Source organism: Rhodopirellula maiorica SM1, from assembly GCF_000346295.1.
Classification (GTDB): domain Bacteria; phylum Planctomycetota; class Planctomycetia; order Pirellulales; family Pirellulaceae; genus Novipirellula; species Novipirellula maiorica.
In genome coordinates this window covers 1-12,985 of sequence record NZ_ANOG01000805.1, presented here as the reverse complement: position 1 = coordinate 12,985, position 12,985 = coordinate 1, and the positions used below count along the sequence as shown (strand labels likewise).

The 12,985-nt window shown below is 54.0% G+C and carries 10 protein-coding genes; 6 read left to right on the top strand and 4 right to left on the bottom strand.

Features of this window, described 5'->3' with window-relative positions:
- Together RMSM_RS41350 and RMSM_RS26370 are read left to right on the top strand one after the other, a co-directional pair.
- The coding region (locus tag RMSM_RS41350) for a hypothetical protein (protein WP_160168384.1) at positions 1 to 891 on the top strand (891 nt) is incomplete at its 5' end.
- Positions 892 to 1,199: 308 nt separating this feature from the next.
- Positions 1,200 to 4,517 carry a caspase family protein gene (locus tag RMSM_RS26370; protein WP_008703933.1) on the top strand — a complete coding sequence of 1,106 codons (3,318 nt, stop codon included), beginning with the start codon at positions 1,200 to 1,202 and terminating at the stop codon, positions 4,515 to 4,517.
- Positions 4,518 to 4,542: 25 nt separating this feature from the next.
- Here RMSM_RS26370 and RMSM_RS26365 read toward each other — a convergent pair whose 3' ends face one another.
- Positions 4,543 to 6,192 (bottom strand): TolC family protein, encoded by a 1,650-nt coding sequence (locus RMSM_RS26365; RefSeq protein ID WP_040769479.1) that lies wholly within the window; start codon positions 6,190 to 6,192, stop codon positions 4,543 to 4,545.
- Positions 6,193 to 6,487: 295 nt separating this feature from the next.
- Complete coding sequence (locus RMSM_RS26360) at positions 6,488 to 7,063, bottom strand: hypothetical protein (RefSeq protein WP_052031817.1); 576 nt, start codon at positions 7,061 to 7,063, stop codon at positions 6,488 to 6,490.
- Between the two features lie 280 nt (positions 7,064 to 7,343).
- On the opposite strand from RMSM_RS26360, the gene RMSM_RS26355 reads away from it, so the two are divergent.
- The 3 genes from RMSM_RS26355 to RMSM_RS43015 all read left to right on the top strand — a co-directional run bounded on the left by RMSM_RS26355 (position 7,344) and on the right by RMSM_RS43015 (position 9,383).
- Positions 7,344 to 7,691 carry a hypothetical protein gene (locus RMSM_RS26355; protein WP_008703928.1) on the top strand — a complete coding sequence of 116 codons (348 nt, stop codon included), beginning with the start codon at positions 7,344 to 7,346 and terminating at the stop codon, positions 7,689 to 7,691.
- 578 nt (positions 7,692 to 8,269) lie between these two features.
- The gene (locus RMSM_RS41345) at positions 8,270 to 8,605 is read left to right on the top strand and encodes a hypothetical protein (RefSeq protein WP_008703926.1); all 336 of its coding nucleotides are present in this window, start codon (positions 8,270 to 8,272) and stop codon (positions 8,603 to 8,605) included.
- 457 nt (positions 8,606 to 9,062) lie between these two features.
- Positions 9,063 to 9,383, top strand: coding sequence for a hypothetical protein (locus RMSM_RS43015; protein WP_008703924.1), 321 nt, complete (start codon positions 9,063 to 9,065; stop codon positions 9,381 to 9,383).
- Positions 9,384 to 9,706: 323 nt separating this feature from the next.
- On the opposite strand, the gene RMSM_RS26335 is transcribed toward RMSM_RS43015, so the two are convergent.
- A complete protein-coding gene (locus RMSM_RS26335) occupies positions 9,707 to 9,967 on the bottom strand; it encodes a hypothetical protein (protein ID WP_040769473.1) in 261 nt (86 codons plus the stop codon).
- Between the two features lie 87 nt (positions 9,968 to 10,054).
- On the opposite strand from RMSM_RS26335, the gene RMSM_RS26330 reads away from it, so the two are divergent.
- Entirely contained in the window at positions 10,055 to 10,642 is a 588-nt protein-coding gene (locus RMSM_RS26330) for a hypothetical protein (RefSeq protein ID WP_008703920.1), read from the top strand.
- A gap of 81 nt (positions 10,643 to 10,723) precedes the next feature.
- On the opposite strand, the gene RMSM_RS26325 is transcribed toward RMSM_RS26330, so the two are convergent.
- Positions 10,724 to 12,871 (bottom strand): heavy metal translocating P-type ATPase, encoded by a 2,148-nt coding sequence (locus tag RMSM_RS26325; protein ID WP_173405150.1) that lies wholly within the window; start codon positions 12,869 to 12,871, stop codon positions 10,724 to 10,726.
- Positions 12,872 to 12,985 lie beyond the last annotated feature (114 nt).

The following is a 12,985-nucleotide window of genomic DNA, read 5'->3' as shown; positions in this document are numbered from 1 at the left end:
GCGACATGCCGTGTGGTCAGCCAAGAGATCGGCGAGTTGCGAATCACATTGACGCTGAACGATATACGTGGAAATAAGGACGATTCAATTTCGTCGGCTCTTCGCGAGAAGGCATCTGATCCACTGAGCATTTTTCAAATCGATCACAACACTTGCACCCGAGGTTGGAGTCTTTTCATAAACGAAACGGAACGACTGTTAGTTCCGAACAGTGTTGCCTTGACAATTGGTGAAAAGATGCCACCAACCGAGGAACTTCAACGAGTACCGAGCGTTCGCTATCCGTCGACGCTCGCCAATAGTGAACTCGCCGATGCCGTCGAGCGAGACGTACGTCGCGTTTACAATTGCCAGAATCTTCAGCGTCTTGCGGCAGCCTATGGTCCCAGTGGCTCCGCGTCGCACGACATTAAACTGAAGGTGACAAAGGTAAACGGAGACACGTCCTCCGATGAGATCAGCGCCGGAGATGTGTTGCGTGTCGAGGTTGTTAATGAAGGAGCGTATGGCGCTTCATTCGCAGTGTTCTTTATCAGCTCAAAGTATCGTATTGCCAGCCAAGTGTCTGACTTCATCAAACCGGCGCAAGGAGTCACTCGTCCAACGACGCTTCCGCTATTTGAGATGACGATCAATGAAAAGATGTGGGGCCAGAATGGATTGGTCCTAGTCGGGATTCCTCAGGAGGGAAGAGTCAAGCATCAGTTGAATTATTCAGGACTAGATCAACAGAAGCTTGGCGATCCAGTGGAAAAAAAGCGGGGGTTTACTCCAGCAACACCATTTGAAAGGCAACTCTTCCAAGCAACGTTTGGGAATGAAAAATTTCGTACGGGAGGAGGCAACCAGGAGCCTCAGATGTCAATCATCTCGTGGATGGTTTCGGAGTAGATGCCCGCAGAACTTCTCTAGTCGTTGAAGTCCGACAGTTAAGAGGGACAATCCACGAGGAATAGTCAAAAATGTACATGTTTTTGTGGTGCTGCTTGAAGGAAAGGTTTGCGGAAGCGAATCACCACCACTACGCTAGAGGGGGTACTCGACCACTTGAGTAGGAAACTGCTTTTTCAAGGTATTTAGAAATGTCTCAGACCATTGTTACTGATCCGTCAGATCGACTGAATCGTCGGTTCTTGCCTGATCGATTTGGTGGTGTTTGGAGGCTCTTCATTGCCATCTCTTTGTGTCTGACACTCACGATGGCTTCGAGTATCCGTTCCGATGCAGAAGATGAGTTGTTCAGTACCAAGAGTCTGCGGGGCGGCAAGAACTGGGCAATTTTGATCGGTGTGAATTACACCGCTCGGCAGGATGAACTTCGCGACGGGGGTGACCAGCGCAGCCGCGAGGCACTCCCAGCTCTGTCGAATGCGGCCAACGACGCATTGTCGATCGCTGATATCCTTACCAACTATTACGAATACGACGCGGATCACGTGATCGTCTTGACCGACGACAAAGGAACAGCCGCAGAGCAGCTTCCGACAAAGTCAAACATTGCTCGTGAATTGTTGCGGGTCAGCAAAGAAGCAGGTGATAAAGATACCGTGTTTTTCTTCTTCGCGGGGCACGGGATCAAACTAGAGTCGCAGTCGACCAGCGGGAACAATGTCGCGATGCTCGCGCTAGATGTCGAGTTGCAAGAAGGCGATCCGATAGGAAACATGTTCGGGCTTCCCTTTGGTTTGATGGACGATCTGGGGCGAATTAAGGCGAATCAAAAGCTGTTGGTGCTCGACTGTTGCCACTCCGGCGAGATTTTCAATCAACACCGTGCTTCTGCTGCATTTCAGCCCACCAGTGAAGAAAGCGGACGCGAGGACAAAAACCTATTAGCCGCGCCCGCGTTCCAGGCGATGGCGTCGTGTCGCGCTAGCCAGCTTGCGTCGGACGGACGTGACGGCAACTCGAAATTTACCTCGGCGTTCTTACATGGTCTGCGTCGGCTGCCTGCTCAGAATCAAAAATCGCCGGTAACGGCGCACGCCCTGCTACGTCACTTAAAAGGTTACTTTGATGAAAGTCAGCGCCCCGATCTCCGCAGTCTGATTGATCCGTCCGGAAATGAAGGCGAGTTCGCGTTTAAGCCACGTCGAGAAGCGGAGTTCAAGAAGTTTCTTGTCGAAGAACTGGAAGAAGCCTACTTGCGTGGTATGGTTGTCAGCCGCCAGGGAAGCTGGTGGTTTGAGGAGTGCCCGTGGTTCATTCCAAGTATTCGAGCTGAAATGGTGCAGATTTATGACAGCCAAGAGGCCGTTTCACGTGGCAGTACAGTAGCGGACCTCCTTGACGCCGAGAGCCTTCGAGAGGCCGCTGATCTTGCCCTTCGTGAATGGAAGGATGGTGAGAGCGACGTTGCTAAGCTCCGACGCAAGCACGGGCAATTGCTGTTGGATGCTGATAGCGGAAAGAAGTTGCGTGAAGCCCTTGCCGAGATTGAAGCGGACCTCGATCCATTGCTTCCTACGGAAAAGTTAGCGGAAATTTCCAGAGGGAAGGTCGAATCTGTCTCTCCTACCAATAGCATGGACAAGGCGTTGAAAGCTGCAGACGTTCATTTGCTCGCGGTCGTCAAACACTCACTTGGCAATGACGAGGCCGAAAAAATCTATAAGCAAGCACTGCGAATGTACGCGCTCGAGATGCAACCGACCAAGTCCGATTCGCCTACGCAGACCGCCAATAACGAACAAGTGGTTTTCAATTACTCGCGGAAAATATTGATGGCGCTGTGTCGAGTCGATTTCGCTCAGTACCTCCAGGGCGAGGCAAAACAGCACAAGCTTGCTGCCGAACAATACCAACTGGCTCGCCGTGAAATTAAGCAAATAACGTTTGATGGCAAGCAGAAGGGTTACGCGGACTTCTTTATGACGTTTGCATTTTGTGGAGAGGCTGACGCATGGATTGGCATCAATCGCTGGAAACAAGCAAATGCCTTGCTTGATCAAGCGAAAACGCTAGCCGAAACGAAGCATGATGGCGTCCTATCCCCCGTGGCTGGGCATTTCCTAGAAGCACACGTTTACCGCCGCAATGCATGGTGCAAGATGATGCAGTGGAAAATTAAGGATGCCATGTGTTCGTTCCGGAAATCCAACGAAATTCTTGTTCAACGCATGAACGTTGAGGACTCGGAATCTGAACACGACGATGCCTGCACAAGCGTTCTTTCCGACGAACTTCCTGCTGGGTGGGAACAGTCAAAAGACTACTCGTCAAAAGTTGCATTCCTTCACAATCGCCACGGGATCGCGATGGGATTGCGGTTCCAGGGCGACACAGAGGGGGCCGCGGATGAGTACCGCCAACTCACTCGCGATGTTGAGTCGGCGTTCAGCCAGTTCCGTAGCGATTCTGCTGATGCTGCGATCGAGACTCAGTTCGTTATTCGCACGATTAACACTCAAGAACGCTTGGGGGATTGCAACCTCTTTGGTAATCCAGAAGTACGCGATCTTAAGGAGGCCCTCGATGACTATCGCCGAGCCATGATGCGTGTCCACTTGCTGCGAGACTCGGCACGTGATCGAACGAAAGCGGCTCTGCTGTACAAGCAAGCGTTGGCATTAAGCCTTCCGTCGCCGTTTACCGATCACGAGCTTGCCATGCAAATGTGCCAAGTTGCGGATGAAATCTATCGGTCAAGCGAGGGAAAGACCGGCGGACTATTCGATGCCTTAGGCACGCTTACTACACTTTGCGTGCAAGCATGCGAGGAGACCACAGAGTCGAAGACCGTGTTAGCGCGATCTACGAGTGCTCAGGATAAGTTGCGAGACTGCATTTTGGCATATCGTGACAAGGTCGGAACTACACCGCATCGAGATCAACTTGAATTGTGTCTGTTCGCGTCAAACATCCTTCTCAAATACGCGGGCCAGCGCAACAAGTATCAAACGCTCGCTGATGCCGATTTGCTGCTCAGTTTTTGCCGAATCGCACTGGAGTCCTACCAAGGGTCTGATGGTACCGATTCGCCCGAACGACAAGAAGTTTCTGATGCCGTCAAGTATCTGAGACCTTATTTTGATACCGCCATGCATGCAAAAATGGGACTGGGTGATTCGCAAGTCAAGGAAATGCTACAAATTCAGGCGGAGGCAACATTGGGAACGTTGGACCTGAAAGAGAAGGGCGTTCGCCCGATTCTTGCAATTTATGTGCTTGACGATAAACCCTATCTGCTAGTGGATATCCCACGTAGCCTAAGCCGTTGTGTGCCGTTGGCCGAATCGTATTACAACGTCGAGATGGTGCGCAATGCATCCTATTCTGAGGCGAAATTGCCACTCCCAGACGAAATTCAGGATGCGCTATCTAGCTGGATAAAGCAAAATTCGACGGCGTATGGCACTGCGAAACCAGATTGCCGCTGGTGCGACACTGTTCGAGGCTTCGACGCTCATTACGCTGCAACCACAACAGTCATTGACTCAACAACCGGCGAAGAGAAAACAGTTGTCGAAACGACGTCTAGGTCAGGCACTTTTCCATTCGAGTTGCACCGACCGTAGACTAAAATCGAGCTGTCTGAAGTCATCACTGCTGACTGAGCGTTAGGCCGCGAAGGCTATCATCGCCGCTGTTATCGACGACCGCATCCAGGGCACCCGTCAGCACAAAACCATCGACGCGGGCGCGAGCTTGAGCGAGTTGTTGTTGCGAAACGATGTACTGCAAGTTCGTGTCGAAGTACGTTCGTCGTGCAATGAGGACTTGCACGAAGCTGGTCTCCCCCGCTTTGTAGGCGAGTTCCGCCAGCTTGAGACCTTCCTTTGTGTTGGGCAGAATGCCGCTCGTGTATTGCTCAACAGCGACCAGCGCCGAATCGTAGTCGCGTGACACGGCGGCCAGTCGGGCCTTGATCGAGTTTTCAATCCGATCGAGTTCTCGCGATGCCCGAGCGTACTCGGCGCGCGCGGCACAGATGTTTCCCTGGTTTTTATTGAAGACGGGAATCGGGGCGCCAATTTGTAGGTTGATCAAACCGTTGTCAGTGGCGTTGTCCACACCGGCGGCGAATTGCACGTCAAGGTTTGGAATCGGCTGTACTTCTTGGCGACAGATGTTCGCACGAGCTTGATTGATGCGAGCTTGAGCCGCCTGCACTTCGGGACTCGATGCGATCACCGTGGACGCGACGCTGGGCCAATCGAGATTGGCTTCCGCACTCGGAAATGTGCCATCGAGCGGTACCGGTGTCATGTTCGGCTTGCCCGCCAATGCCAAAAGTTCTCGCCACGCAGCGTCGAATTGCACTTGAGCTTGACGCAGCGCCAAACCAATTTCGTTCTGTTGCACTTTCGCTTGAACGATATCCAGTTGCGATCCTTCCTGAGCCTCCTTGAGTTGCTCGGCTAGATCAACTCCCTTGTCGGCGACCGACTGGAAATCTTGGATCAAGTTGACACGTTGTTGGGCTGCCAACGCATCGTAGAATGCAACGCGAATATCGGTGGCGATGCGATACTTTTGAGCTTCGAGTTGCATCAGCTGGGCACGAAGTGCCTCGTTCAACACGTTGCGATTGAGAGCCAGTTTGTCGGCAGTGACAATCGTTTGCGAAATAAATACGGTGTGCTGGTCGGTGCCTCTGTCGGCCAACTGTGTTGCTTGATAACCAATGCTTGGATTCGCACGCAAGCCGACCTGGGTTTTGAAACCAGCCGCTTTCTGAGTCGTCGCGACAAGTTCAGCGATCGTTGGATTGTTGGCAAGCGCGATCGACTCGATCGCTTCGAGAGTGAGTGCGGCGGTCAGCCCCGCGGGTTGTTCGCTGAGGTAGTAGTCGTTGCTCGTAGAGAATGGTTGTAAGTCAGCGGCAACGGCTTGGCCTGGCGAATCCAATGCCATGAAGTCCGCAAGCGAACCGGCATCATCGTCCTCAGCTTTTTCGTCGGATTCGTGCTCTCGCTTGGCATTGGCGCCAAAATCCCATTGGTCGTCAAACGCCACGGTTACGACCGGGGCATCGACAACGGCCTGGGATAAACGGGGGATTTCGTCCGCGGGGGTCGAGTGGACCGACTCAGACGTTCGAGTCGCTGTTGCCACGTGACTGCCAACGCTTTGACAGCCTGTCGTGAAACTCGCCGCCGAACCTGTGATAAGGATCATGTTCAAGACCGCACGCAATCGCCGACGTCGCGATTGACGAGAACGATTGCTGGTCGGTTGGGATGTGATCACCGTATTTTCCTCCATGAAAAAATGACCAGCCGGTGTTTTCCATCGGTTTGGTACAAGCGAAACATCGAATCGAATCGCTGTAGCCCGTCTAATCCCACCTGATCCGAGTCCGGTGGTAACGGTTATACGGAAGAAACCCGCAGAAGATGCTAAAACTCAGGCAGCTAGCGTCGGATTCCATCCCGACGGAGGCAGCTGAGAGCGGAAGGTCGCGAGCCGTCCGGTCTCGCGACACCGGACGGCTTGCGCCGTGCCGCTAAAATAGACGAGGTTATTTTTCTGCGACCGGGTAATCTCAGTGGTGCCCACCATGAACGTGGGTTGTCGTATGAGGAACCGCGTCGATGTGAGTCGTGGTGTGGGGAACGGCGTGCAAGTGATTGCCATGGCGTTGGTAGTCGATATGCGTTTGCGTGTGGGGAACGTAGTCGGTATGCGTTTCCGTATGGAGATGTCCGCTAGACTGATAGGTGGGACGGTACGATCGGTACGTCTGAATGTATCCGCTTTGCTGAACGCCGTTTTGATAGATTACTCGCCCCTGTTGCGGATAGGTCTGACCCTGAATGTACTGTCCCTGATACACCGGACGGGCCGAGCGATAGGGTTGCTGATATTGCTGTGTGTAGACCTGCTGGTTCCCGTAGGGCGAGACGTGGTCGTAATGTGTCGTCGTGTGTGGCACTCGCTCAATGTGTGTCGTCGTGTGAGGCACCGCATCGACGTGATTGCCATGTTGGACGTAATCGGTGTGGGTCGTCGTGTGCGGAACATTGTGGTAGTGCGTGGTGGTGTGTGGCACGACCCACTGGGCTTGAGCGGTAGTCGCCACCGCCATGACGGCAACGGCTGCTGAGAGAAGAATCTTCATCGAACCAAACTCCTTACGAGGGGATTTTTGCAAGGCAATCACATTCAGATCACCCACAAGGCTCATCCTACCTGTCCATACGAGGGGTGGCAACTAAGCGAATTTGCTAACCTATTCTCGATTTGTCGTCTTAACGAAGTCGCCACGCCGTCATTTTGACGACATGCAATTTCTGAATCCTTTCTGAATCGTTGGTTTTCTGGTTTGGCACACAAGCTGCGTTACAGGAGTCCATCGGCACTAGCCGTGAACCTCCCCCGAAACGTCAGGATGAATCAGTATGAAACGCATTGTCGCCATCGTCGCTCTCACGGCAGGATTGTTTGCCTTCGCCGGAACCACCAACACCACGGCAGCAGATTACTTTCACGGCGGTCACCATGGATACGGCGGCGGGCATCATGGTAGCTATCACCGCGGCGGCTTCAGTCACGCGCCCGTTCAAACGTATCCGAGTTACGGATACCAATCGAACTACGGCGGTTACGGATACGGCCAAACGTATCAGCCGCAATACCAGCAACAGTACGCACCAGCGTATCGTGCGCCATCGAGCCGACAGCACGGTGGGTTGCACATCGACATCGGACGCTTCCATGTTCTAGGTGTCGGCGGACACCACCACTAAGCGGCTTGATCTTTGTTCGATCGCGCGAGAACGGACTCGCGCGGTCCGCTAGGGAACGACACCTCAACAACAAGCGTAATGGATGAGGCACGGGGCTTGCATCGCAGCTGGCGTAGGGGACGAGGGAACGAGTCCTGAAGTGCGGGACTTCGTTGTCTCGTCCACCACTTTCGTCGCACATAAAGCTGGAACGTTCCTGAACGATTTCGATGAAACATTTACAAAGAGTTTGAAAAACATGCCGACGCAATTTATTGCCACAGCCGCCGCTGCGTTTCTTTTCATAATCAATTTCACAGGGCCTGTCGCCGCTCAATATCACCACGAATACGGGGGCCACCATGGCGGCGTCCACGGGCACGCTCACGACTACCATCACGGCTTTCAACACCACGCAGATCAATACTATTATCACGATTACGGCGGTCATGCTCACTACCAAGACAATCACTGTCTGGGACATGGCGGGCTTGATATGTACTGCCCAGCGACTAGCGTTTGTCCCTTGCAGTATCAACCGCATGCCGCAATTGGAACGCCCTATTTAGGCGATCCAAATTATCAGAACGTTCCTTTCAATGACGCACCGACATACGACGAAGGGAATCTTGTTCAGCCTCACGATCACGCAGGTCACGATCACTCGCGTCATGGTCACGATCACGATGGACATTCGGACGCGGCACCGTTACGTTCGCCCGACGCTGGATACATCGCGCCCCCATCGCTTTCCCCCAGCGATCGCCGCCAACCTTCGCGACCGCCGAGTCTCGATTCGCGCTCAAGTCAAGGGCAACTACCTCAGCAGTCGGCCCCCATCCAAGACTCAGACTTGTCGATTAAAATGGATGGCCCTCCACCAACTCTTTAATACGCAATCGCAAATCGACTACCAACGACACGGCAATCTGTGAATTGCGACTACCTTGGAAACGACAAGGACCTGCGAGCTTTTGGCTCGCAGGTCCTTTTTACTTTCAATCGGCGTCAAGAATTCGGCCTTGGGATGTTCGTCTGTAGTCAGGATCGCACCGGGCCGGCGCGGCCAATCCCTTGGTACAGATTTGCAAGCGGCTCTGAATTTCTCATCATTGGGTCAGCCGTGCCCAGCCATTGCGTGCTCGGAAGTCGACGTCACTGAGCTGGATCGAATGGGCTTTTGCTGGGATCATCGAACGTAGTCAGCGTATTCATTTGGACTCATCCTGTCGTCAATGCGATTCGGCCGGCGAACGGCTTGCATTACGAATCAGCGTGAAACACGGAGAAAAACGCAATTTTTAGATGTTTGGCACGAACGATGCGTTGTTTCACAAGAAGTTTCCCACCTTCCGTTTCTCTGAAACAACCCCAGCAAAATAGGCCACAGTCATGTTGACCACGAAAAAGCTCCTTCCCGTTATCGCACTTGCTGCCGCAGTCACCTTCGCCCTTGGCGGTGAAGCAAAAGCTCAGCATGGTCATGGCTGGGGACACGGTCACCACGGTCACGTCTATCAACCTGTGACTCAATCGCATTGGGGCCATGGACACCATCAATCGTACTTTCCGAGCTTCGGCTGGCGTCAACCGACGTATCACAACACGTCGCACCTCGACTACCACGCACCTCAAATCTCACGCCATGGGAATCACTTCCACGTACAGTCCGGTCATTACGACGTCCACAACACGGGCCACTGGCACCACTAAGCCTATCGTGAAAATTTGAACTCGGCCGACATTTGTCGGCCGAGATGCACTTACAATCGTCGCGAACGGAACTGCCGCTCTCTGTTGAAAAACGATGACGAAAGAAGACGTCTCCGTGAAGATTGTTCACTTGCGTGTACGCTTACAGTTTATACTCAATAATACCAGTTGCTCCTGACGTTTCGTTGACATCGGAAGCAGTCCGTATTCTCGATCCTCCGAGCCTTCAGATGAGATACCGCCTATCAATCGCGGCGTGCCTTTGTGTAATAGCAAGCACGGCTTCGGCACAGTTTAGAATCCAAATCGGAAACGGCCACAACTCACATGGCCACGGTGGAATCGTTCAGCCGCACATCGATCATCACGACCACGTGATCCGGGATTCTCATGGTCACGTTCAAGGAATTCAACACCACGATGTGATTCACGGAGGCACCCACGGCGTCGTTCCTTCCATCGGTGGTGCACATATTGATCACCACGACCACATCGTCCGCGACCGTCACGGACACGTGATTGGGACGCAGCACCACGACGTTGTACACAACGACTGGTCGCACATTGTCCCCAACACCATTCATGGTTATGCAACGGGACAATACTATGTGCGAGGAAATCAACACTACTACGTACCGCAGGCTTCTAGCCGACACGTTGCCGCGAGACCAGTGATCGTACCGTTCGGCGGGTTCACCCAGTACAGCGATCTTTCCGGTCGATTGGAAACGCTTGTTAACGAGATTTTACTCGACCTGCATTACAACTACTCACACAATCGGGGTTTTGCGGAAACCTACCGTGAAGCCTACCAACTACTAGGCGTGGCAAAGTTCATTCATGCCGCAGAGCATAACAACGACCGCGAAGCGATGCGTTCCAAACTTCTGGGAACGGACCAACTGTTTCATCACATCCAGGACGACGTGCGAGGTTGGACAAGAATTCATTACCGTCAAATTGGTTCGCTCGGAATCGTGTCAAAGATGGAATTGGCCGAAACAACATTGCATCACTTGATGAACGATGTTGGCGTGTCAGAGTCAGCTCAGGCTCCACAACCAGGGGCTGTGCCAGCACCGCGTGTGGAGCAAGCTCCCCCGCCGCCTGCTGCACAACAAGGCTACGCACCGCAACAGGGAACGCGTCAGGGTTACGCGCCACAACGAGCGCCTTCTCAAAACTACTCGCCTCAAGGAAGCCCAGCAACAACGGCAGCACCGCTAGGCAATTCTCCTCCGCCACCGACGGTCCAATAGTCTTCGTATTGTCCTTGAGACAGCCTCGCCAAGAATCTTCCCGCCGTCTCTGAGGACAACCGCTGCAGTGATCATTCCGATTCAACTGCGCAGAAGCCGCAATCCATTGGCGATCACCAGCAGTGAGGCTCCCATGTCAGCGGCGATTGCGGCCCACAGCGATGCCACTCCCGCCAAGGTCAGCACGACGAACAAAGCTTTGATTGCCAAAGAGAACCAGATATTCTGGCGAATGACGGACAGCGTTCGTCGTGAGTGTTCGATCAGCCAAGGCAGCTTCGACAGGTCGTCGGACATGAGGGCAATGTCGGCTGTTTCAATCGCGGCGTCGCTTCCCGCCGCTCCCATCGCGAGTCCTAATGAAGCCCGGGCTAGTGCGGGTGCGTCATTCACGCCATCGCCGATCATCGCAACATGCTCGTATCGCGAAACGAGTTCTTCGACCTCCGCGACTTTGTCTTCAGGCAACAACTCCGCATGGACTTCGTCGATACCGGACACTTTGCCGATCGCTTTGGCGGTGCCCTCGTTGTCGCCGGTCAGCATGACGATCCGCTTGATGCCGACTTGGTGCAACGTCTTGATTGCCTCGCGGGTCTCGTCTCGGATGGCGTCGGCTAGCGTGATGAAACCGCAGACGTGCTCGTCATTGCCGATCACAACCACGGTTCGCCCGGCCTCCTGCATCGCTTCGAGCTGCTGACGGACTTCCGGGGTTTCTTGTCCGCGTTGTTCAAGATAACGATGCGAACCGAGCCAATAGGTTTTTCCGTCAATGACTCCGGTTGCCCCTTTACCTTGAATCGTCTCGAACGATTCGGCTGGCGGCATCGTCATGCCACGTTTCTTGGTCTCATCAACAATGGCTCGTGCGAGCGGATGGTTGCTATTGAGTTCCAATGCTCCGGCACGCGTCAGTAATTCTTCTTCGTCGTGGCCGTTCATCGGAACGACGTCGATGACTTCGGGAGCACCCTTGGTTAGCGTCCCGGTCTTATCCATCGCGATCGCGACCAGCTTACCAGGTAGCTCGATGAACACGCCCCCTTTAACCAACACGCCATTGCGTGCAGCGGCGGCCAGCGATGCGACGACCGACACCGGTGTTGAAATGACCAATGCACATGGGCAGGCGATGACCAGCAACACCAGCGACCGATAGATCCAAACCGACCATGGTTGTCCGAGCAGCAAAGTCGGAATCAACAGCATCAACAACGCGACCGCCATCACCACCGGTGTGTAGACCGCCGCAAATTTCTCGACCCACTTTTCTGACGGTGCCCGCTTCGATCCGGCATCGCCAACCATTTGAATGATGCGGGCCAGCGTCGTGTCCTCCGCCGCCTTAGTGCTTCGCATTTCCAGCAAGCCATCGCCGTTAATCGTTCCAGCGAACACTTCACTACCGACCAGCTTTTCGACCGGCACGCTCTCGCCGGTGATCGGGGCCTGATTAACATCGCTGTTGCCGACGATGACTTCGCCATCGAGCGGTATCTTTTCGCCCGGCCGAATCACGAGCGTCGATCCAACCGGCACTTCGGCTGGCACCACGTCGCGGACTTCGCCGGAGTCGTCTCGTAAGTGAGCGACCGGCGGCGTAAGGTCCATCAACGAAGCGATCGCCCGTCTCGCCCGGCCGATGCTCCATGATTCCAACAGCAACGACAGCGAGAATAAGAATGCGACCGCCGCTCCCTCAAACCATTCGCCGATCGCGATTGCCCCGACGACCGCGACCGTCATCAACAGGTTCATATCCGGCCGCAACGTAACGAGAGCCCGCCAAGCCTTCGGCAGCACCAAATACAGCCCCGCCAAAATTCCAATCAGGTAGCAAGCGATCGCGGGCGTTGCGACGGCCTCGTTGAATCCGCCTGAGAACAAATGAATCACCAGCCCGATCCCGCCGAAAACACCGCTGATCGCGGTCATGATCGCGCGTTGATGGCTTGCCCAGAACGATCGTCTGTCGGATGACTGTTGAGAGTTCTCCCATGTCTCGGCCTTCAACCCCGTCCGCTCGATCGCGGCCAGCACATCCCCGGCGGTAACATCGACGCCATCAAGATCAACGGTCAGTCGCCCATTAAGCAAGTCGAAACCCAAACGCTCATCACCACCGAGCAGCGGCACTAATTCACGTTTGATCAGCGCAACTTCCTCGGCACAATCCATGCCGAGGATTTTCAGTTCCATGTTGTTTTCATCACTCATCGTTGTCATCCTCGTCGATTTGAACTTGCCATGCGTCGCGTCCAGACTCGTAGGCTTCCCAAGCCACATAGGGAACGATCAACAGTGCAGCCACCGGATCGGCCCACCACCAACCTTGCCACT

What these genes read in the sequence shown, in the direction of transcription:
- RMSM_RS26370 (WP_008703933.1), top strand. Translation starts at nt 1,200, where the DNA reads ATGGCTTCGAGTATCCGTTCCGATGCAGAAGATGAGTTGTTCAGTACC.
- RMSM_RS26360 (WP_052031817.1), bottom strand. Translation starts at nt 7,063, where the DNA reads ATGAAGATTCTTCTCTCAGCAGCCGTTGCCGTCATGGCGGTGGCGACT.
- RMSM_RS26355 (WP_008703928.1), top strand. Translation starts at nt 7,344, where the DNA reads ATGAAACGCATTGTCGCCATCGTCGCTCTCACGGCAGGATTGTTTGCC.
- RMSM_RS41345 (WP_008703926.1), top strand. Translation starts at nt 8,270, where the DNA reads ATGACGCACCGACATACGACGAAGGGAATCTTGTTCAGCCTCACGATC.
- RMSM_RS43015 (WP_008703924.1), top strand. Translation starts at nt 9,063, where the DNA reads ATGTTGACCACGAAAAAGCTCCTTCCCGTTATCGCACTTGCTGCCGCA.
- RMSM_RS26335 (WP_040769473.1), bottom strand. Translation starts at nt 9,967, where the DNA reads ATGAATGGTGTTGGGGACAATGTGCGACCAGTCGTTGTGTACAACGTC.
- RMSM_RS26325 (WP_173405150.1), bottom strand. Translation starts at nt 12,871, where the DNA reads ATGACAACGATGAGTGATGAAAACAACATGGAACTGAAAATCCTCGGC.